This is a genomic window from Actinomycetospora straminea (genome assembly GCF_028737255.1).
GTDB classification, from domain to species: domain Bacteria; phylum Actinomycetota; class Actinomycetes; order Mycobacteriales; family Pseudonocardiaceae; genus Actinomycetospora; species Actinomycetospora straminea.
The window spans coordinates 1-18,639 of the sequence record NZ_JAQZAN010000022.1 but is presented as its reverse complement, the minus strand read 5'-3'; the positions used below and the strand labels follow the sequence as shown (position 1 = coordinate 18,639).

Annotated in this window: 23 protein-coding genes; 13 read left to right on the top strand and 10 right to left on the bottom strand. The window is 75.6% G+C overall.

Going from position 1 to position 18,639, the window contains the following annotated elements:
• Positions 1-96 precede the first annotated feature (96 nt).
• The 3 genes from PH190_RS24595 to PH190_RS24585 are packed head-to-tail and all read left to right on the top strand — an operon-like array spanning position 97 to position 2,989.
• Complete coding sequence (locus PH190_RS24595; protein WP_274234169.1) at positions 97-477, top strand: YciI family protein; 381 nt, start codon at positions 97-99, stop codon at positions 475-477.
• Entirely contained in the window at positions 474-1,694 is a 1,221-nt protein-coding gene (locus PH190_RS24590; RefSeq protein ID WP_274234168.1) for an RNA polymerase sigma factor, read from the top strand. The genes PH190_RS24595 and PH190_RS24590 overlap by 4 nt, the downstream gene beginning before the upstream one ends.
• A gap of 26 nt (positions 1,695-1,720) precedes the next feature.
• Entirely contained in the window at positions 1,721-2,989 is a 1,269-nt protein-coding gene (locus PH190_RS24585) for an MFS transporter (protein WP_274234167.1), read from the top strand.
• Here PH190_RS24585 and PH190_RS24580 read toward each other — a convergent pair.
• From PH190_RS24580 to PH190_RS24565, 4 genes are all read right to left on the bottom strand, one after another.
• The gene (locus PH190_RS24580; protein WP_274234166.1) at positions 2,875-3,825 is read right to left on the bottom strand and encodes a DUF262 domain-containing protein; all 951 of its coding nucleotides are present in this window, start codon (positions 3,823-3,825) and stop codon (positions 2,875-2,877) included. The genes PH190_RS24585 and PH190_RS24580 overlap by 115 nt on opposite strands.
• A gap of 92 nt (positions 3,826-3,917) precedes the next feature.
• Positions 3,918-4,274 carry a DUF742 domain-containing protein gene (locus PH190_RS24575; protein ID WP_274234165.1) on the bottom strand — a complete coding sequence of 119 codons (357 nt, stop codon included), beginning with the start codon at positions 4,272-4,274 and terminating at the stop codon, positions 3,918-3,920.
• Positions 4,271-4,690, bottom strand: a complete 420-nt coding sequence (locus tag PH190_RS24570; RefSeq protein WP_274234164.1) for a roadblock/LC7 domain-containing protein — start codon at positions 4,688-4,690, stop codon at positions 4,271-4,273. The genes PH190_RS24575 and PH190_RS24570 overlap by 4 nt, the downstream gene beginning before the upstream one ends.
• The gene (locus tag PH190_RS24565) at positions 4,687-7,314 is read right to left on the bottom strand and encodes a sensor histidine kinase (protein ID WP_274234163.1); all 2,628 of its coding nucleotides are present in this window, start codon (positions 7,312-7,314) and stop codon (positions 4,687-4,689) included. The genes PH190_RS24570 and PH190_RS24565 overlap by 4 nt, the downstream gene beginning before the upstream one ends.
• Positions 7,315-7,529: 215 nt before the next feature.
• Here PH190_RS24565 and PH190_RS24560 point away from each other — a divergent pair, with 215 nt between their 5' ends.
• The 6 genes from PH190_RS24560 (at position 7,530) to PH190_RS24535 (ending at position 12,584) form a co-directional block, all read left to right on the top strand.
• Positions 7,530-8,540 carry an ABC transporter substrate-binding protein gene (locus PH190_RS24560; protein ID WP_420791708.1) on the top strand — a complete coding sequence of 337 codons (1,011 nt, stop codon included), beginning with the start codon at positions 7,530-7,532 and terminating at the stop codon, positions 8,538-8,540.
• Between the two features lie 88 nt (positions 8,541-8,628).
• Positions 8,629-8,832, top strand: coding sequence for a DUF4236 domain-containing protein (locus PH190_RS24555; RefSeq protein WP_274234162.1), 204 nt, complete (start codon positions 8,629-8,631; stop codon positions 8,830-8,832).
• A 151-nt stretch (positions 8,833-8,983) separates the two neighbouring features.
• Positions 8,984-10,054 (top strand): anti-sigma factor RsbA family regulatory protein, encoded by a 1,071-nt coding sequence (locus tag PH190_RS24550; protein ID WP_274234161.1) that lies wholly within the window; start codon positions 8,984-8,986, stop codon positions 10,052-10,054.
• A gap of 59 nt (positions 10,055-10,113) precedes the next feature.
• Positions 10,114-11,136, top strand: a complete 1,023-nt coding sequence (locus PH190_RS24545; RefSeq protein WP_274234160.1) for a methyltransferase — start codon at positions 10,114-10,116, stop codon at positions 11,134-11,136.
• A 47-nt stretch (positions 11,137-11,183) separates the two neighbouring features.
• Positions 11,184-11,756, top strand: a complete 573-nt coding sequence (locus PH190_RS24540; protein WP_274234159.1) for a TIGR03086 family metal-binding protein — start codon at positions 11,184-11,186, stop codon at positions 11,754-11,756.
• Positions 11,757-11,771: 15 nt separating this feature from the next.
• Positions 11,772-12,584: an enoyl-CoA hydratase/isomerase family protein gene (locus PH190_RS24535; RefSeq protein WP_274234158.1), complete on the top strand. Its 813-nt coding sequence runs from the start codon at positions 11,772-11,774 to the stop codon at positions 12,582-12,584.
• A gap of 4 nt (positions 12,585-12,588) precedes the next feature.
• Here the strand turns inward: PH190_RS24535 and PH190_RS24530 are convergent, their stop codons facing one another.
• Complete coding sequence (locus PH190_RS24530) at positions 12,589-12,933, bottom strand: MmcQ/YjbR family DNA-binding protein (RefSeq protein WP_274234157.1); 345 nt, start codon at positions 12,931-12,933, stop codon at positions 12,589-12,591.
• Between the two features lie 26 nt (positions 12,934-12,959).
• Positions 12,960-13,400, bottom strand: coding sequence for an SRPBCC family protein (locus PH190_RS24525; protein WP_274234156.1), 441 nt, complete (start codon positions 13,398-13,400; stop codon positions 12,960-12,962).
• Positions 13,401-13,472: 72 nt separating this feature from the next.
• On the opposite strand from PH190_RS24525, the gene PH190_RS24520 reads away from it, so the two are divergent.
• Both PH190_RS24520 and PH190_RS24515 read left to right on the top strand, forming a co-directional pair.
• Entirely contained in the window at positions 13,473-13,715 is a 243-nt protein-coding gene (locus PH190_RS24520; protein WP_274234155.1) for a DUF6158 family protein, read from the top strand.
• Positions 13,716-13,750: 35 nt separating this feature from the next.
• Complete coding sequence (locus PH190_RS24515) at positions 13,751-14,395, top strand: polysaccharide deacetylase family protein (RefSeq protein WP_274234154.1); 645 nt, start codon at positions 13,751-13,753, stop codon at positions 14,393-14,395.
• On the opposite strand, the gene PH190_RS24510 is transcribed toward PH190_RS24515, so the two are convergent.
• Genes PH190_RS24510 through PH190_RS24500 form a run of 3 tightly spaced genes read right to left on the bottom strand, consistent with a single transcriptional unit; the run spans position 14,383 to position 16,631 of the window.
• On the bottom strand, positions 14,383-14,919 hold the full coding sequence (locus PH190_RS24510; protein ID WP_274234153.1) for a potassium channel family protein: 537 nt from the start codon (positions 14,917-14,919) through the stop codon (positions 14,383-14,385). The genes PH190_RS24515 and PH190_RS24510 overlap by 13 nt on opposite strands.
• A gap of 25 nt (positions 14,920-14,944) precedes the next feature.
• Positions 14,945-15,382, bottom strand: coding sequence for a DUF5709 domain-containing protein (locus PH190_RS24505; protein WP_274234152.1), 438 nt, complete (start codon positions 15,380-15,382; stop codon positions 14,945-14,947).
• 28 nt (positions 15,383-15,410) lie between these two features.
• Positions 15,411-16,631, bottom strand: a complete 1,221-nt coding sequence (locus PH190_RS24500) for an AI-2E family transporter (RefSeq protein ID WP_274234151.1) — start codon at positions 16,629-16,631, stop codon at positions 15,411-15,413.
• Positions 16,632-16,721: 90 nt separating this feature from the next.
• Between PH190_RS24500 and PH190_RS24495 the strand changes: the two genes are divergently transcribed.
• Positions 16,722-17,705, top strand: coding sequence for a YihY/virulence factor BrkB family protein (locus tag PH190_RS24495; RefSeq protein ID WP_274234150.1), 984 nt, complete (start codon positions 16,722-16,724; stop codon positions 17,703-17,705).
• Between the two features lie 3 nt (positions 17,706-17,708).
• A complete protein-coding gene (locus PH190_RS24490) occupies positions 17,709-18,221 on the top strand; it encodes a DUF1269 domain-containing protein (protein ID WP_274234149.1) in 513 nt (170 codons plus the stop codon).
• A 33-nt stretch (positions 18,222-18,254) separates the two neighbouring features.
• Here PH190_RS24490 and PH190_RS24485 read toward each other — a convergent pair whose 3' ends face one another.
• On the bottom strand, positions 18,255-18,470 hold the full coding sequence (locus PH190_RS24485) for a hypothetical protein (RefSeq protein WP_274234148.1): 216 nt from the start codon (positions 18,468-18,470) through the stop codon (positions 18,255-18,257).
• Between the last annotated feature and the right edge of the window lie 169 nt (positions 18,471-18,639).

Below are 18,639 nucleotides of genomic sequence, written 5' to 3'. Positions count from 1 at the left end.
CGTCGTCACACCGCGAGGATGTCGAGAGGCGCGCGCCCGGCTCCGACGTGCTGCCGGACGGCCCCGGGACGCGGGGCCGGCGACCGAGGAGGACCCGTGAAGTACCTGCTGATCATCCAGATGAACCCCGAGGTGTGGGAGTCGCTGTCCGACGACGAGCGGAACGAGATCGCGTCCGGCCAGCAGGGGTTCATGGACACGATCACCGCGTCGGGGGAGATGGTCGGCACCCACGCGCTCGCCGACCCGTCCCAGAGCGCGGTGGTGCGGGGCCGTCCCGGGGCGGTGACGGTGACCGACGGCCCGTTCCTCGAGGCCAAGGAGTACATGGGCGGCTTCTACGTCGTCGACTGCGACGGCCCCGAGCGCGCGCACGAGCTCGCGGCGATGATCCCCGGCACCGACCGGCTCCCCGTCGAGGTCCGCCCGGTGATCTTCACGGCCGGCTACGGGCTGGGGGAGCCGGACACCCCGTGAGCACCGACCGCGCGGTCGAGGACCTGCTGCGCTCCGCGGCGCCGCAGGTCCTCGGCGCGCTGGTCCGCCGGCACGGGCAGTTCGCGCTGTGCGAGGACGCGGTCCAGGAGGCGCTGCTCGCGGCGGCCGCCGGCTGGCTGCGCGACGGGGTCCCCGACGAGCCCGTCGCGTGGCTCGTGACGGTGGCCGGCCGGCGGCTCACCGACCTGCAGCGCAGCGAGTCGTCGCGCCGCCGCCGGGAGGACGCGCTGGCGGCGCGGGAGCGCGCCGACGAGCCGGCGCCGCCGGGCCCCGACGGCGACCCGGCCGACGACACCCTCGAGCTGCTGCTGCTCTGCGCCCACCCCGCACTCTCCGAGCCCAGCCGGATCGCGCTGACCCTGCGCGCGGTCGGCGGCCTGCGCACCAGCGAGATCGCGCGGGCGTTCCTCGTGCCCGAGGCGACGATGGCCCAGCGCATCAGCCGCGCGAAGGCGACGATCGCCGACGCCGGCTTCGACGCCCCGCCCGCCGATCGCGAGGAGCGCCTCGCCAGCGCTCTGCACGTGCTCTACCTCGTCTTCGACGAGGGCTACACGGCCACCGCGGGGCCGTCGCTGACCCGCGTCGACCTCACCGCCGAGGCGATCCGGCTCGTGCGGCGGCTGCACCGGCTGCTGCCCGGGGACGGCGAGGTGGCGGGATTGCTCGCGCTGATGCTGCTCACCGACGCCCGCCGCGACGCGCGGGTCGGGCCGGACGGGCGCATGGTCGGGCTCGCCGAGCAGGACCGCGCGCGCTGGGACCACGCGGCCATCGCCGAGGCGACCGCGCTGCTCGAGACGACGCTCGCCGCCGGCCCGCTCGGGCCCTACCAGCTCCAGGCCGCGATCGCGGCCGTGCACGCCGAGGCGGCGAGCGACGCCGACACCGACTGGGCGCAGATCGTCGTCCTCTACGGCCTGCTCGAACGGCGCTCGGACAACCCGGTGGTGACGCTGAACCGTGCGGTCGCCGTCGGCATGGCGCAGGGGCCGGCGGCGGGGCTCGCCGTCCTCGACACCGTCGCCGACGACCCCCGCCTGAGGCGCAGCCACCGTCCCGACGCCGTGCGCGCCCACCTGCTCGAGCGCCTCGGGGACCGCGCCGGGGCCCGGGAGCACTACCGGCGGGCCGCCCGCGCCGCGCTCAACCGCGCCGAGCAGCGCTACCTCGAGGAGCGCGCGTCCCGTTCGTGACCGGATGTCGGTTAGCATTGCTCACGATGAGCGAGCAGTCGGCGCTGCGGACCGGGACCGGGGCCGTCGCGATCACCACCGCCACGGTGCTGCCGGTGTTCCTGCTGGGCGCGCTGTCGGTGCAGATCGGCGCGGAGCTGGGCTTCGACCCGGCCGCGCTGGGCCTCGTCGTGTCCGCCTACTTCGGGGTGTCGGCGCTGGTGTCGCTGCCGGTCGGCAAGCTCGTCGAGCGCCTCGGGTCGCGGCGGACCAGCCGGATCGGACTGGTCGGCGCCGCGGTCGCGATGCTGGCCACGGCCGGGTTCGCCCGCAGCTTCGCGGCCGTCGTCGCGCTCGTGCTGCTCGGGGCCTGGACCAACGTCATGGGCCAGCTCAGCACCAACCTCACCCTCGCCCGCGCGATGCCCACGGCGCGCCTCGGGCTGTCGTTCGGGGTCAAGCAGGCCTCCGTCCCGCTGGCGACCCTGCTCGCCGGCCTCGCGGTGCCGGCGCTCGGGCTGACGGTCGGCTGGCGCTGGGCGTACGTGATCGGGGCGGGCCTGGCGCTCGCGGCCCTGGCCGTGGCGCCGCACGGGTCGGGGCCCGAGGAGCGCTCCGCCGACCGGACCGCCGACCGGGCCACCGGCGCGCTCGCGGTCATCGGGATCGCGGCCGGCCTCGGTGCGGCGAGCTGCACGGGCCTCGGCATCTTCCTCGTCGCCTCGGCCGTCGACGGCGGCGTCGCACCGGGGCTCGCCGGCCTGGTGCTGACGCTGGGCAGCGTCGTCGCGGTGGTCATGCGCATGCTGCACGGCTGGCTCGCCGACCGCCGCCGGGGCGGGCACGTCGCGGTGGTCGCCGGGTGCCTGGTCCTCGGGGCGGCGGGCGTCCTGCTGCTCGCGCTGCCGGGCTCGCTCGCGCTGGTCGTCGGCACGGTGCTGGGGTTCGGGCTCGGCTGGTCGTGGCCCGGGCTGCTGCAGTTCGCCGTGGTGCGCCTCAACCCGGCCGCGCCCGCCGCCGCGACCGCGATCGTGCAGGTCGGGGTGTACGCGGGCGGGTGTCTCGGGCCGGTCGGGTTCGGCCTGCTCGCGACGGGGGCGTCGTTCGCGACGGCCTGGGTGGTCGCGGCGGTCGCGATGCTCGTGGCCGGTCTCGGGGTGCTGGTCGGGCGGCGGATGCTGCTGCGCCACCGGGCCGCGCGTCAGGGCCTCGAGGAGGGGACCGCGGACCCGGCGCCGTCGTCGAACAACGGGTGTGGGTCATCGGCCCCGGTCGGGCGCGCACCGTCGCCGCCCTCCGCGACGCCGTCCCGGTAGCTCGCGAGGCGTTCGCCCACCGCCGCGGCCGTACCCCGGCTCTCCCCGAACGTGGACGGCGCGGCCGGGGGCGGCGGCACCGCGCCCGGCACGAGCAGGGCTCGCGGCTCGCGTCGGGGGAGCCCCGCCGGCGTGGTGCCCGCGAGGACGTCGGGATCGGGGCCGTCGGCGACCTGCGCGACGACCTCGGCGGCGGCCCGGCCCTCGTCGGCCGGCGAGGTCCACCCCGGCGCGCCGTCAGCCCGCCAGGAGGACACGTCCCGGTACTCGGAGAGGTCGGCGAACCAGGCCGACACCTGGTCGTAGATCGGCTCGGGGGAGGCGGGCGCGCGGTGGCTGCCGGACGGCCGGGTGTCCGGCGGGGGCTCGGGTGCCCGCGGCGACGGCACCGGGACGGCCGGCTCGTCCGTCGGGTGCAGGCGGTCGAGCAGCTCCCGGAGCTCCGCGGGCTCGTAGTCCGAGAGCAGCACCACCGGGATGCGGAAGCGGCGCACGCGCCGGCGGACGTCGCCGGGCAGGTCACTGAAGCAGAGCCCGTCCAGGCGCGCGACCTCGTCCCGGCGTGGCGCCTGCTCGCCCGCGCAGGGGAGCTCGTCGTGGAAGAACAGCGCCAGGGCGAGCAGCCGCTGGCCACCGTCGAGCACGACGTCCCGGTCGCCCCCGTCGGCGACGTGGATCTCCGGTACACACCACTGGCGCAGGACCGTGTCGACGAAGCGTTGCTGTCGGGCCCGGTCCCAGCCGCCGGAGGGCGGGTCGGCGGGGGGATCGAGCTCCCGGCGGTCCAGGCGGGCGATCAGGGTCTCGAGCTCGAGCTCGGCGCGTTCGACGTGCACGACGGTCTCCGTCGGTGGTCGGCGGGTGGGGACCGGTGTCGGGCGCGCGACCGGCCGGGGCGCGGGCGGGATGACGCCGTCGCCCCGTGGTCTCAGAGCCGCTGGAGCCCATGGAGCACCCTCTCCATCAGCGCGAGGCTCGGCCTGTCGGTCGACGCCTCGTGGAGCACGACGAGGCCGTCCCGGGCCATGTCGTCGAGCACGACCCGCGCGACGCCGAGCGGGAGGTCGGCCCGCGCCGAGACCTCCGCGACCGAGACGGGGTCGACGCACAGCCGGCAGATCGCGCGCTGCTCCCGGGTGAGCTCCGCCGCGTGGACGTCGAGCCCGGTCGCGGTGTGCACCAGCGTCTCCAGGGCCAGCTCCGCGTGGGTCCGCGTGCGGCCACGGGTGATCGTGTACGGGCGGACCCGGGGAGCGCGGCGCCCCGACCCGGCGCCGGCGGTCATGTCGCCCGCGCGGTGCGCAGCTCCTGGCGCACCTCGGGGGTGAGGGCCTTCCCGACGCGCGCGGCCATGAGGGTCATCTCGTAGCCCACGAGCCCGCGGTCGCAGCCCGCCGTGGCCAGGACGACGAGGCACGACCCGTCACGGATCGCCATGGTCAGGACCAGGCCCTGCTCCATCTCCACGACCGTCTGGACGACGCCCCCGGCGTCGAAGCACCGGGATGCGCCGTCCGCCAGGCTCACGAGCCCGGCGGCGACGGCGGCCAACTGGTCGGCCCGCTCGTCGGGCAGGTGGCTCGAGTGCGTCAGCAGGAGACCGTCGGCCGAGATGACGACGGCGTGCGCGACGCCGGGCACCCGGGCGACGAAGTCGTCGATCAGCCAGCCGAACCTGTCGAACGTCTCCGTGGCGCTCATGGCGATCCCTCCGCGTCCCCGCCGGTCGGGCCCGCCGAGCTGGTGACGACGGAGCCGTCGTCGCTGCCCCCGGCGCGCGCCGCCGGCACCTCCGGCACCTCGGACCCGTCGGTGTCGACCTCGTCACGGCCCCGGCTCGTGCCCTGCTGGAGCCGGCTCATGCGCTCCCGCAGCACGTCGGCGTCGACGGTGCGTCGCGGCGTGGGGACGTCGTCCGGCCCGGCCTCCGATGCCGTCGGAGCGGCCGTCCCGGCGGCGGCCCCGGGCACGAGCCCGGCACCTCGGCGGCGCCGGGGCAGGCCGGCCTCGGTGTGCTCGGTGGGTGCGGGCTCCGCGGCGCGCGCGGCGACGGCGTTCCAGCCCTCGTCGCCGGCCGAGCGCCACAGCTCGGCCGGGTCGCCGGCCGTGTCGCCGGCTGTGCCGTCGTGGTCCGGAGCGCTGCCTGCGTGGGCGTCGACGAACCAGGCCGAGCACATCGCCTCGAAGATCGGCTCGTCGCTGCTCGCGGCGGGCGGGAGGGGGACGTCCTCGGTCAGCGGGTCGTCCGGGGTGTCCGGGTCGTCCCGGGCGTCCGGGGCGTCCGGGGCGTCGGGGGCGTCGGGGGCGTCGGGGGCGTCGGGGGCGGGGGCACGGCCGGCGAGCGCCGGGCCGGCGGGCTCGGGGGGCTCGGTCTGCTCGGCCGGCTCGGGGGCGACGAGCAGCGCCGCGGGGACGTGGACGCTCGCGGTGGTGCCGTCGCCGGGCAGCAGGCGGGCGGTGATCCCGTGGCGGCGGGCCAGCGCGCCGACCACGAACAGGCCCATCTGCCGCGGCACGGAGGCGTCGAGGAGCACGGGCTGCTCGAGGCGGGCGTTCGCGTCGGCGAGATCCTCGCTGTCCAGGCCGAGGCCCTGATCGGCCACCTCGACGATCGCGCCACCGTCGGGCGCGCGGGAGGCGCTGACGGTGACCGGTCGGTCGGGCGGGGAGAAGGCCGTGGCGTTGTCGAGCAGCTCGGCGAGCAGGTGCGCGAGGTCGTCGGCCGGAGCCCCCCGGACGCGCAGGCCGGGCACCTTGCCCACCTCGATGCGCTGGTACTGCTCGACCTCGCCGACCGCGGCCCGGATCACGTCGACCAGCAGCAGCGGTTCGGCGGTCCCCCGTGACGGCGTCGCGCCGCCGAGCACGAGCAGGTTCTCGCCGTTGCGGCGCATGCGGGTGGCGAGGTGATCGAGCGCGAAGAGGTCGGCGAGGACGTCGGGGTCCTCCTCCCGGTTCTCCAGCGTGTCGATGAGCAGGATCTGGCGCTCGACGAGGCCCTGGGAGCGGCGGGAGAGGTTGACGAACAGGGCGTTGAGGTTGGTCCGCAGCCGAGCCTGCTCCCCGGCGAGCCGCACGGCCTCGCGGTGCACGCGGTCGAACGCGCGGGCGACCTCGCCGACCTCCTCCTCGGTGTCGATCGGCACCGGCTCGACGGTGTCCTCCGGCGTGCCCCCCTCGCGCACCCCCTCGTCGTCGAGGACACGGACCGCGTCGGGGAGCCGTCTGTCGGCGACGTCGAGCGCGGACGAGCGCAGGCGCTGCAGCGGGGTGATCAGTGATCGGGCGACGAGCACGGCCAGCGCGACCGCGGCGAGCACGGCGAGGACCACCAGGACGATCACCACGGCGGCCGTGGTGCCGGCCTGCGAGACGAGCTCGTCGGCCGTGGCCCGGAGCTCGCCGAACAGCACGTTCTCCAGGGTGCGCAGCGCCTCCCGGGTGGTCCCCGCCGCGCGGTCCCAGGCGACCGGGTCGACCGCGAGCGCCTGTCGGTCGGCGTCGCGGATCAGCGCGGTCTGCAGGATGCGGACCCGCTGGTCGATCTCCGGCCCGGCGACGGTGTCGTCGAACAGCTGGACCTGCGCCGGGGTCGCGCCCGCCTCGAACTCGGCGGTCGCGGCCTCCTGTTCGGCGATCGCCCCGCGCAGGGCGTCACCGGCGCCGACGGGCAGGGCCCCGGTCGTCGCCCCGACGAGCAGCAGCGCGTGCTGGACCTCGGCCTGCTCCTTGGCCCGGCCGAGCGCGGCCAGGCTGGTGGCGGGGCGCACGACCGAGGGCTCGCCCACCGCGCCGGCGATGTCACGGGAGAGGGCGAGCATCGGCTCGACGATGCCCGTGTAGCCGACGACGACGCTCGTCGCGGGGTAGCGGGTCGCGACCGCCGTCGTCCTCAGGGCAGGCAGGGCGTCGAGACGCGTGAGCGCCCCGGCGTAGCGGTCCCGCACGCCGGCGTCGAGGTCGGCCACCGCGTCGCCCTCGGCACGCAGGTCCGCCACCGCGCGGTCGACGTCCTCCGCGACGGTGTCGAGGAGTGACCGGTCCGGCCCGCGGCCGGCCGCGACGTAGGCGGCCGTGGCGGTCCGCTCGACCTGGAGCCGATCGACGAGACCCGCGACCGTGGCGCTCAACCGCGTGCCCGTCGCGACCTGCTCCAGCGCACTCCGCTGCGCGAGCTGGGTCCGGATGGTCAGTCCGGCCAGGACCAGGGCCAGCACGATCGGCACCGCCACCACGGCGACGACCTTCGTGCGGACGCGCCAGCGCACCGGAGCCCACCGGGCGGACCGGCGGGTCCCCGTCGCGGACACGTTGCGCTCGGCCACGGACGACCCCCCATCGCCAGGCACATCCCCACGGCGCGCGCTCGAGTTCTCCGGAGCCGCCGCGCTCGCCGGAATCGCATTCGGTCCGACGACCACCTGTGACGATGGCGCCCGCCACGGTAGCTTCCCCGTGGCCGGCATGACACCCGATCGCGACGGTTCCTCACACGGATGCATGACCGCGCGTCGAACTGACCGAGTGCGTTGCCGCCCGAATGGGGGTCATTGTGCGCATGCGGAGCAACAATTCTCGGAGCGGCCGCGCCCGCCCGATCGCCGTCCGATTGCTGACGATTCTGTGCGTGCTCGCCCTGTCCGCGTGCGGGGGAGCGGGGCCGGGTGATCAGGAGTCTGCCGGGGCGCCGGAACGGGCGACGTTGCGGGTCGGGGTGTTGACGATCGTCGACACGGCGTCGTTCTACCTGGCCCAGGAGCGGGGATTCTTCCGCGACGAGGGTCTGATCGTCGAGCCGGTGGTCGCGCAGGGCGGGGCGGCGTCGATCCCGGAGATCGTCGGGGGCGGCCTCGACGTCACCTTCGGGAACTACGTCTCGTTCTTCCTCGCGCAGCAGCAGGGGGCGGGCCGATTCCGTCTGATCTCGGACGGCTACCAGGCCGGACCGAACACCTTCGCGCTCGTCACCCGCCCCGACGGCACGGTGCGTTCTCCCCGTGATCTCGCGGGACGGCGGGTCGCGGTGAACACGTTCCGCAACATCGTCGAACTGAATGCGCGCTCGGCGCTGCAGACGAACGGGGTGGATCCGAACACCGTGCAGTTCGTCGAGGTGCCGTTCCCCGACATGGCGACGGCGCTCGCCACCGGCCGGGTCGACGCGGCGGCGATGGTCGAGCCGTTCATCACAGCGGCGGGTCGCAACCTGGGCGCGGTGCCGCTCCTCGACACCGCCTCCGGGCCGACCGCCGACATCCCGCTGGGCGGCTACGGCACGACGGAGGCGTTCGCGGACCGGAACCCCCGGACGGTCGCGGCGTTCCAGCGCGCGATGGCGCGTGGCCAGCAGGCGGCGGTCGACCGGGGCAACGTCGAGCAGGTGCTGCCGACCTACGTACGGATCGACCGCGCCACCGCCTCGCTGATCAACCTCGGCTCCTACCCGCAGTCGCTCGACGCGACGCGCCTCCAGCGGGTCGCCGACCTCATGACGCAGTTCGCGCTGGTCCCGGGCCGGTTCGACGTCGCGCCGCTGCTCGGCCCGCGCTGAGGGAGTGCGTCCGGTTCGTCCGGATGGCCCCGTTCGGGAACCCGGACACCCGGGGCATTCGTTGTCGAGACGACGAAGGAGGCTCCCCATGGGATTCCGTCTGCTGCCCCACGTCCATCCGCGACACCACATGCGTCGCACGTTCCGGTTCGGGCCGCTGCGCCTGCACGCCGGCCCGGACGGCGTGAGCTGGGGGCTGGGCGCCGGGCGCTGGTCGTGGAACGCGAAGAGCCGGCGCCACACCATCGACACCCCCGGCCCGGGCTACTGGCAGAGCAAGGGACGCCGCTGACGCGGCAGCCGGGGGAAGGTCATCGGGCGAGCGCACCAGCCCGTTGCGCACCTCACCCGCGGGCGGTGAGAACCCGCGGGTGAGGGCGGTGCTCAGCCCCCGGACCAGGCATGATGGCGCCGCCAGGACGCCGACACACGGAGTCGCCGCAGTGGATGCCGGACACGCACACGCCCCGTCGCACGACGGCGGCGGCGACACGCTCGTGCACCCGGCGCTGTTCTACGCCGACGACGAGGCCTACGTCGCGGGCACGGTCCCGTTCCTGCGCGAGGGTCTCGAGTGCGACGAGCCGGTGATGATGGCGGCGCCGCCGAGCCGCCTCGCCCTCGTGCGCGACGCGCTGGGACCGCTCGCGTCGCGGGTCGTCCTGCACGACATGACGCAGGCCGGCCGCAACCCCGGCCGCATCATCGCCGGGGTCCTGCGGGCGTTCGCCGACGAGCACGCCGCCCAGGGGCGCGTGCGCATCATCGGCGAGCCGATCTGGGCCGGGCGCACCCCGCAGGAGTACGCCGCCGCGGTCCAGCACGAGGCCCTCATCAACGTCGCGCTCGCGGACCGCCCGGTGACGGTGCTCTGCCCGTACGACACCACCGCGCTCGCCCCGGCCGTCATCGCCGACGCGGAGCGGACGCACCCCGTCCTCGTCGAGCACGGGCACACCGCCGCGAGCGGGCGCTACGTCGACCCCACCGAGTTCGCCCAGGGCGTCGCCGGGCCGCTGGCCGAGCCGACCGAGCTCGGCGAGACGCTAGTGTTCAGCGCGCCCACCGGGCCGTGGGCGGTGCGGACCGCCGTCGCCGAGCACGCCCTGCGGGCCGGCCTCGACGAGGACCGCGCGGCCGACCTCGCGCTGGCGGCCTACGAGGTGGCGGTGAACACCGTCGTGCACACCGGCCGTCCCGGGCTCCTCGCGCTGTGGACCCGGCACGCGGGCGCGCCCGGCTGGGAGGGGGCGGAGCCGGCCGCGGTGGTCTGCGAGGTTCAGGACAGCGGCTGGATCGCCGACCCGCTGGTGGGACGCCACCGCGTCGGCCCCGCCGAGGGCCGCGGCTACGGCCTGCGGCTCGCCCACCAGCTCTGCGACCTCGTCCAGGTCCACAGCGACCCCCGCGACGGGACCACGGTGCGCCTGACCGTGCACCTGCCGACGAACGAGCTGGTCCCCGCGTCCCAGCACCCCGTGCGCCGTCCGCCGAGGTCGCTCGCCGAATCGTGACGTTCTCGCGGCCCCCGCCGCGCTCGTCCTCGCCACCGCTGTGGCGCCACCATCCGGTGATGACGGCGGAACCGGTGGCGGAGGCGACGACCGAACCGGCCTCGATGCGCATGATGAGCCTGCTCTACGGCTCCCTGATCGGTCGCCTCGTCGCCCTCGTCGCCGAGTTCGGCATCGCCGACGGGTGCGCCGACGGTCCGCGGCACGTCGCCGAGCTGGCTGCCGCGAGCGACGCGGACCCGGACGTGCTCTACCGGGTCCTGCGCGCGCTGGCCGCGGGCGGCGTGTTCAGCGAGGTGGCCCCGCGGACCTTCGCGCTCACCGACCTGGCCGCGACGCTGCGCTCCGAGGTGCCGGGCTCGATGCGCGACCACGCCCGCAATTGGGGGTCGGGGGAGTACCTGCACACCGTGGCCGGGCTGGGCGGCACCCTGCGCACCGGGAAGCCGTCGTTCGCCACCCACCACGGCACCGACTGGTGGTCGTACCTCGCCGCCCACCCGCGCCGCGCCGCGGCGTTCGACCGCGCCATGGGCGACCGCGCCCGCCAGATCGGCGCCGCGGTGCTGGCGGTGTACGACCTCGCCGGGGTCCGGCGCCTGGTCGACGTCGGCGGGGGTCAGGGGCACCTGGTCGCGGCGGTCGCGGAGCGCTACCCGGCCGTCGAGGCCGTCGTGTTCGACCGGCCGGAGGTGGTCGCGGGCGCCGCCGACGTCGTCGGGCACCGCGCGGAGGCGGTCGGTGGGGACTTCTTCACCGCGGTCCCCGCCGGCGCCGACTGCTACGTCCTCTCCAGCGTGCTGCACGACTGGGAGGACGACGACGCCGTCGCGATCCTGCGGACCGTGCGCGCGGCCATGGACCCGGCCGGGCGGCTGCTCGTCCTCGAGGTGGTGCTGCCCGAGGGGGACGAACCGCACGTCGGCAAGCTGCTGGACATCATGATGCTCGCGCTGGTCGGGGGCCGGGAGCGCACGGAACGGGAGTACGCGACCCTCCTCGACCGGGCCGGGCTGCGTCTCGAGCGGACGATCGCGACCGCGGCACCCGTCAGCGTGGTCGTCGCGTCCCCCCGGGGCTGACGCCGCGGGCTCGACGTGGCCGTCGGCGTGGAGCAGGGTCGGCGTCCGTGACCGACACCGCCGACGCCCGCGCACTGGTCCCCGGCGCCGTGGACCGCGTCACCGCCCGGGTCCGCGCCGTGGACGCCGCCACCTGGGCCGCCCCGACCCCGTGCACCGAGTGGAGCGTCGGCGACCTCGTCGCGCACCTCTGCCTCGAGCACCTCTGGGCGCCGCACGTCCTGGTGGGCACCACGATGGACGTGGTCGGCGACCGCTACGAGGGCGACCTGCTCCAGGGCGACCCGCGCGGCGCCTGGGAGCGCGCCCTCGCCCGCTCCCGGCCGGCGTGGCCGGCGACCGACACGCACGCCGCCCTGGTGCACACGTCGTTCGGGTGGATCCCGGTCGAGGAGTACGCCGAGCAGATGCTGCTCGACCTCACCGTCCACGAGTGGGACCTCGCGCGCGGCGCCGGGCAGGACGAGGAGCTCGACCCGGTCGGTGTCGACCGCGCGCTCGCCTACGTCCAGAGCGACCCGATCATGCTCACCGGGGCCGGGCTGTGGTCCCCGCCGGTGACGCCGCGCAGCGCGGAGCCCCGCGACGTGCTCCTCGCGCTGCTCGGGCGCCCGGTGTAGGGCAGGTTCTCGGTCATGACCGCGACTCCCGTGACACCGTCCCCCGTGACCGTCGACGTGGACGACGCCGGCCTGGCCGTGGTGACCATCGACCACCCGCCGCTCAACCTCTACGACGAGGCGCTGCACGAGGCGCTGCGCGCGGCCGTCGCCGAGCTGGAGGGCGCCCGGCCCCGTGGGGCGCTGGTGCGCGCGGAGGGCAAGGTCGTCAGCGGCGGCGTCGACGTCAAGCAGGTCTTCCACCCCATGGCGCAGGCCGGCGACGCCGCGGCCGGCACCGCGTACTTCGCCGAGCTCGTCGACCTCGGCCGGCGGATCCACCACCTGCCGTTCCCGACGGTCTTCGCCGCGCACGGGCTGACGCTGACCTGGGCGTTCGAGGTGGCGCTCGCGTGCGACCTCATCGTCGCCACGCCGCGGGCCTCGTTCGGGCTGATCGAGGCCACGGTCGGCCTGACCCCGGCGATGGGTGGCACCCAGCGCCTCGCCGAGCGCGCCGGGGCGGGGCGGGCGCGGCTGCTCGTCATGACCGCGGGCCGCTTCGGCGCCGACGAGCTCGAGCGCTGGGGCGTCGTCGACCGGCTGATCCCCGAGGACGGGTTCGACGCCGCGGCCCGCGAGCTCGCGGCGCAGCTCGCCGCCGGCCCGACCCGGGCGCACGCGGCCACCAAGGAGATCCTGCGCCACCTCGCCGAGGGCGGGCTCGAGGCCGCGCACGAGGTGACGCCGCAGGCCGCGGGCGCCCTGTTCGCCACCGCCGACCTCCAGGGAGCGATGGCGTCGTTCGTCGAGCAGGGCCACGGGAAGGCCACGTTCACCGGCGAATGAGGCCTCAGGCGTCCTGCTCCGTGCGCATCCGCCAGGCGTCGGTGATCAGCTCGTCCAGGCGCGCGACGTCGACGGCCTCCAGGCGCAGCAGCACGAGGGGGAGGCCCTCGTAGGACGGCGTCGAGAAGAACAGGTCGGGCTCGCCGCGCAGCAGGGCCTGGCGCTCGGCCTCGTCGCCGACGAAGAGCACGGCGACGTCGGTGCGCAGGACCCGGCGGCCGCCGCTGCGGTCGGGGTAGGACCAGACGAAGCCCCGGCCGCCCACGCGGAAGTCGAAGCCGTCGCAGTCGCGCTCCTCGACGCCGTCCAGACCGAGCGCGAGCCGGCGGACGTCGTGCACGTCGGCCATGGCCGCGAAGCTAGCAGCCGCCCCCGTCAGCCCCGCTCGGTCGCGATGTCGGCCAGCCGGCTCAGGGCCTCGGAGTTCCGGGCCTCGACGAACGGCGCCTGGACCAGCTCCGGCACGAACCAGCCGAGGCCGTGCTCGACCTCCTCCGCCAGCCGGACGCGACATCCCGACGGTGTCGTCTCGAGCGTGATGACCACCTTGGCCGTGCCGAACGGCCACGCCCGCGCCCGCAGCGTCAGCATCCGGCCGGGCTCGACGTCGAGCACCTCCGTGGAGTCGCTGACCTGCAGCGGCCACGGCCCCACACTGTGGTGCAGGCGCGACCCGACCGCGGGCCACGCGTCGTCCACGTCGCGCATGTGGCTGGCGCCGACGACCCACAGCGGGTAGAGCCAGCCGTCCTCCAGGACAGCCCACACGGAGTCGGGGGCGACGGGGACGTCGATGGCGGCCTCGGGGTGACCCATGACGGGCGGGGTGCCCGTTCAGGGGCGGGCTCGCACGGGTGCGGGGCGGTGCCGCCGGGTACGCCCGGGCCCATGACCGCAGACAACGGCAGCGCGCCGGGGCGGGACCCCCGGGAGCTCGACGAGGAGTCCCTGCTCACCGAGCTGGAGCACCTCCACGAGACCCGCCACGTCACCTTCCGCCACGGCAGCGACGACGCCCTCGCGGCCCACGACCGCCGCACCCGCGAGCTCGAGGGGGAGTACCTGCGGCGCTACCCGCAGCGCGAGGTCGACCCCGCACGCACGCGGGCCGGCGCGCGTCACGACACCTGACCGGCAGACGGGCCAGACGGGGCAGACTCAGGTCGGTGCTGACCCCCCTCCTCGCGGCGATCGCCCCCGTCCTGCGGGGCCGGGTGGTCTTCACCGTCCCGACCCGGGAGCCGCGGTTCGTGCTGAGCCTCGACGACGGCCCCCACCCGGCGACGACGCCCGCACTGCTCGACGTCCTGGCCCGGCACGGGGCGCACGCGACGTTCTTCCTGCTCGGCGAGCGCGCCACGACGTACCCCGACCTCGTGGCGCGCATCGCCGCCGAGGGTCACGAGATCGGCAACCACACCTGGCGCGACGAGCCGACGTGGCGGCTGGCGCCCGCGTCGTTCCGGGAGAACCTGCGCGCCACCCAGCGGGTGCTCACCGCCCACGGCCCGGTGCGGTGGTTCCGGCCCGGCTCCGGGTGGCCGACGCACCGCCACCTCGCGATCGCCGAGGAGGAGGGCCTGCGCTGCGTCCTGGGCACCGCGGTGGCCGTCAGCGGCGCCGGGGCCGGGACGGCCACCACGGCGCGGTGGCTCGACCCGGTCGTGCGCCGCGGCGTCGTCGTCGTCCTGCACGAGGGCCCGCAGCGCACTGGCGTCGCCGGCACCGTCGACGGGCTGCTCGCGCGCACCGCGCGCCGCGGGCTCGCCGCCGTGGCGCTCTCCGAGCTCGCCGGGGCTCAGGGCTCCTGACGCCGGCGCTGCCCGCGCCGCACCGCCTCGAGGAACGAGCGCACGAGCAGGCCCAGGACGAGCAGGTTGCCCACCATCTGCAGCGTCACCAGCACCCGGCCGGTCTGGCTGAGCGGGGTGATGTCGCCGAAGCCGACGGTCGCGAACACCGTCATCGTGAAGTACAGCGCGTCGACGCGGGTGAGGGGTGTGGTGAACGTGGCGGGGGACGCCGCCGAGAGCAGCACGTAGACCGCGGCGAACAGCAGGAGGTACAGGGGGATCGCCACGGCGAACGCCTCGAGGGCGCGCAGCGCGGGGTGGCGCGCCTCGACGATCGCGCGCAGCTGCCAGACGACCACGGCGACGAGTGCCGGGAGCCCCACGACGAACAGCAGCCACGCGCCGTCGCCGTCGGCGGTCTGCAGCGGCAGCGCGAGGTAGACGAGCACCAGCAGCACCACGGCCAGCACCGACCGGGCGACGGAGAGCGCGACCTCGCGCGCGGACGGGGACGCCGCGGGGGCGGTCGCCGGACCTGTCACCGGACCTGTCACCGGAGCCGCGGCGTCAGCGGTCGTCGTCGACCAGGTGGATGGCTGCCTCCTCGGCGCTCGCCCCGGCGCCGTCGACGCCGACGTCGTCGGCGAAGAAGTCCTCGCCGTCCTCGCGCAGGAGCAGCCGCCCGGAGCGGTCCTCGCCGACCTCGTCGTCCCACGGCTCGCCGTCGGTGTCGCTCGCGTCGCCGATGTCGTCGCCCCGGTCGCGGTCGGTGCGCTCGGGGTCCTCGCGGCGCAGGCGCCCCGCCAGCGGCTCGCCGTCGCGCTCCTCCTCGGGCGTGGTGCCCCAGGCGTCGGTGCCCCACGGCTGCTCGTTGGGGGAGACGCCCTCGTCGAGGGGGTCGGCGAGGTCGGGGTCGTCGAGGGACTCGGCCTCGTCGAGCTGCTCGAACGCGAGGTCGTCGCCGGCGTCGCGGTCGTCGCCGGTGGTCCGGTCGGGATCGGTCACGAGAGCAGTGTGCCCTCCCGGACCCGGCTCAGGTCACCGGCGTGGCCCGGGGCGGCGTCGGGGCCGCCGGCACGTCGCCCGGCGTGTCGGGGGCATCGGGGGTGTCGGGGCCGTCGGTGGAGGCACGGTCGGCGTCCGCATCCTCCGCGTGCCTGCCCCGCTTGCTGTCCTTGGCCTCCTTGCCGGGCGGGCTGTTCGCGCCGATCAGCGCTTCGACCCAGCGCGCGCTCGGGTCGCAGTCGACGAGGATCGCCTTGATCAGCAGCGTGGCCGGGATGGCCAGCAGGGCCCCGAGCGGGCCGAGGATCCAGGCCCAGAACAGCAGCGCCACGAACGTGATGGTCGTGGAGAGCCCGACGGCGTCGCCGGTGAAGTGCGGTTGGATCAGCGACTGCACGACCGCGTTGAGAATGATGTAGACGACCACCACCGCGAGCGCGAGCTGCCAGCCGCCCACGAGCAGCGCGACGAACGCCGGGGGGATGACGCCGATGATGAAGCCGATGTTGGGGATGAAGTTCGTGATGAACGACAGCAGCCCCCAGAGCACCACCAGCGGGATGCCCATGATCGCGAGCGCCACCGTGTCGAGGACCGCGACGATCAGCCCGAAGATCGCGGTGACGACGAGGTAGCGGCGCGTGCCCCCCGCGAAGCCCTGGAGCGCGGAGACCATGTGCGGACGATCGGCGCCGATGGCGTCCAGGCGACGCGAGGCCCCGCTCGCCTCCGCGATGAGGAACAGCAGCAGGGCCAGGATGAACACCACGCTGGTGACGGCGCCGCTCAGCCCGGAGAGCACGCCCCCGATGGCGCCCAGGATCTGGCTCGTGTCGGCCGACGACGCGGTCGCCCGGGCCTGGGCCGGGTCGAAGCCGAGCCGGGTCAGCGTCGCCGACAGCGAGGACGTGATCTGGCTGATGCGGCCGGAGTACTGCGGCACCAGGGCGATGAGCTGCCCGACCGAGGCCAGCAGCACCCACACCAGCCCGAGGATGACCCCGAAGATCACCAGGAACAGGGCGAGCACCGTCGACCACCCGGGCAGCCCGCGCCGGCGCATCCACCCCTGGATCGGGCTGACCGCGATCACCACCACCAGCGCCAGCAGGATCGGGGCGATCAACCAGGCGCCGACCTGCAGGCCGGCGACGACGATCACGATGGCGGCCGCCCCGACCAGCAGCATCAGCGCGCGGGGCATCCCGGCGCGGGCCGCGGCGTCGGGCGCCTCGATGGAGGTCGACATGGCCGAGGACGGTAGGAACCCGCGCGGCGCCGTGGCTCACCCGCGCGGGGTGAGCACCGGCCACCGTCCGCTCCCTAGCGTCGGACGGCGATGACCACGCCGACGGGGCCGGGCCCCGCGTCCGGGGTACCGCCGCCGTGGCGCGACCGGCTGCGGGACACGCGCACGCGCTACGAGGCGTCGTCGGCCGGGCGGCTGACGCGGCGGATCGTGGACGTGCAGCTCACCAAGCAGGCGCTGCTCCTGGCCGCCCTCGCGCTCATGCTCGTGGTCCCGGCGCTGGTCACGCTCGCCGCGGTGATGCCGCTCGGTGGGCCGGACTCCCCGGTGTCCGGGTTCGTCCGCCGGCTCGGGCTGACCCCGCAGGCCGCCCACGACCTGCAGCAGCTCTTCCCCACCACGACGACCGTCTCCGGGGCCACGACCGGCATCGGGCTGGTCCTGACGGTGGTGCTCACCGTGCGCTGGCCGTTGGCGCTCCAGCGGGGGTACGAGCTCGTGTGGGACCTGCCCCGCGGGAGTGTCCGCGCGCTGTGGCGCCCCCTGGTCTGGCTGCTGGGCTTCCTGGCGATCATCGCCACCGCCGCCCTCGTGGACCCCGTCCTGTACGGAGGCGCGTGGCTCGTCACGCTCCTCGTCGTGGGCACGCCGCTCACCGTGGCGTGGGCGTGGTGGACGCAGTACCTCCTGCTGGCCGGACGTGTGCCGTGGGTGCGCCTGCTGCCGGGGGCGGTGTTCATCGGCCTCGGGCTCGTGGGGCTCCGGCTCGCCGCGACCGTCGTGCTGTCGCCGGCGATCACGTCGCACTACCGGCAGTACGGGCCGCTGGGGATCGTCTTCGTGCTCCTGTCGTGGTTCGTGGCCTTCGGCGTCGTGATGCTGGGCGGCGCGCTCGTGGGCCACTTCGTCGCCATGAGCCGCCCACCCGCCCGCCCGGCCCCTCCGCCGGCCGCGTCACCCCGCGCGGATGAGGTCGCCGACGAGGGCCTCGGCGAGTGTCGGGACGAGCCCTCCGCGCCGGGTGCGCCGATCGCCCCGGTGCCGGAGGGCGGTCCGTGGCACCGAGGAGGATGACCGATGGCGACCCTGACGGCATGGAAGTTCCCGACCCCCGAGGGCGCGGACCAGGCCCTCGCAACGCTCGAGCAGCTCCAGAAGCAGGAGCTGATCCAGGTCCTGGACGCGGCCGTGGTCACGTGGCCCGCCGACCGCAAGCGGCCGAAGACCCGCCAGCTGCACAACCTCGCGGGCGGCGGCGCCCTCGGCGGCAGCTTCTGGGGCCTGCTGTTCGGGTTGATCTTCTTCGTCCCGCTGCTCGGCATGGCGATCGGCGCGGCGACCGGTGCGCTGGCCGGCTCGATGTCCGACGTCGGGATCGACGACGAGTTCATCGACGAGGTGCGCTCGAAGGTGACGCCGGGGAGCTCGGCGCTGTTCGCGCTGACCGCGAACGCGGTGACGGACAAGGTGTCCGAGGCGTTCCGCGGCAGCCACGCCGAGCTGCTGCACACCAACCTCTCCAGCGACCAGGAGGCGGCGCTGCGCGAGGTGTTCACCGACGTGGACGAGCAGGAGCCGCTCAAGGCCTGAACGACGGCGTGGCCCCCGGGGCCGGGCGGCGCGTCACGCGTCGCCCGGCTCCCGGACCTGCCGCAACGACACCAGCTCGAGCCCCAGCTCCTGGATCCGGTCGAGGATCCCGTGCACCTCGTCGGCGTCGTCGGACCAGCCCGACAGGACGGTCTCCGCGGGCACCTCGACGACGGCCATGTCCGCGAACGCGGCCCGTGCCCGGTCCGACAGCCGCCCGCTGACCCGGATCTCGAAGCGTCCCGACACCGCCGTCTCCTCGCTCCCGGGGCGGCCCGATCGGCCGCCGACGGCCCCGATGCTCGTCGTGCGGGACGTCCCGCCGCCTCATCCCGGGCAGGTGAACGCGGGTCGGACCCAGGAGGGACGCTCCTATGGTTCGTCAAGTCTGTCGGGGGTCGGCTCGAGCTGGCGGTAG

What these genes read in the sequence shown, in the direction of transcription:
- PH190_RS24585 (WP_274234167.1), top strand. Translation starts at nt 1,721, where the DNA reads ATGAGCGAGCAGTCGGCGCTGCGGACCGGGACCGGGGCCGTCGCGATC.
- PH190_RS24495 (WP_274234150.1), top strand. Translation starts at nt 16,722, where the DNA reads ATGACCACGCCGACGGGGCCGGGCCCCGCGTCCGGGGTACCGCCGCCG.
- PH190_RS24490 (WP_274234149.1), top strand. Translation starts at nt 17,709, where the DNA reads ATGGCGACCCTGACGGCATGGAAGTTCCCGACCCCCGAGGGCGCGGAC.
- PH190_RS24545 (WP_274234160.1), top strand. Translation starts at nt 10,114, where the DNA reads ATGACGGCGGAACCGGTGGCGGAGGCGACGACCGAACCGGCCTCGATG.
- PH190_RS24560 (WP_420791708.1), top strand. Translation starts at nt 7,530, where the DNA reads ATGGGGGTCATTGTGCGCATGCGGAGCAACAATTCTCGGAGCGGCCGC.
- PH190_RS24525 (WP_274234156.1), bottom strand. Translation starts at nt 13,400, where the DNA reads ATGGGTCACCCCGAGGCCGCCATCGACGTCCCCGTCGCCCCCGACTCC.
- PH190_RS24570 (WP_274234164.1), bottom strand. Translation starts at nt 4,690, where the DNA reads ATGAGCGCCACGGAGACGTTCGACAGGTTCGGCTGGCTGATCGACGAC.
- PH190_RS24555 (WP_274234162.1), top strand. Translation starts at nt 8,629, where the DNA reads ATGGGATTCCGTCTGCTGCCCCACGTCCATCCGCGACACCACATGCGT.
- PH190_RS24520 (WP_274234155.1), top strand. Translation starts at nt 13,473, where the DNA reads ATGACCGCAGACAACGGCAGCGCGCCGGGGCGGGACCCCCGGGAGCTC.
- PH190_RS24575 (WP_274234165.1), bottom strand. Translation starts at nt 4,274, where the DNA reads ATGACCGCCGGCGCCGGGTCGGGGCGCCGCGCTCCCCGGGTCCGCCCG.
- PH190_RS24500 (WP_274234151.1), bottom strand. Translation starts at nt 16,631, where the DNA reads ATGTCGACCTCCATCGAGGCGCCCGACGCCGCGGCCCGCGCCGGGATG.
- PH190_RS24535 (WP_274234158.1), top strand. Translation starts at nt 11,772, where the DNA reads ATGACCGCGACTCCCGTGACACCGTCCCCCGTGACCGTCGACGTGGAC.
- PH190_RS24530 (WP_274234157.1), bottom strand. Translation starts at nt 12,933, where the DNA reads ATGGCCGACGTGCACGACGTCCGCCGGCTCGCGCTCGGTCTGGACGGC.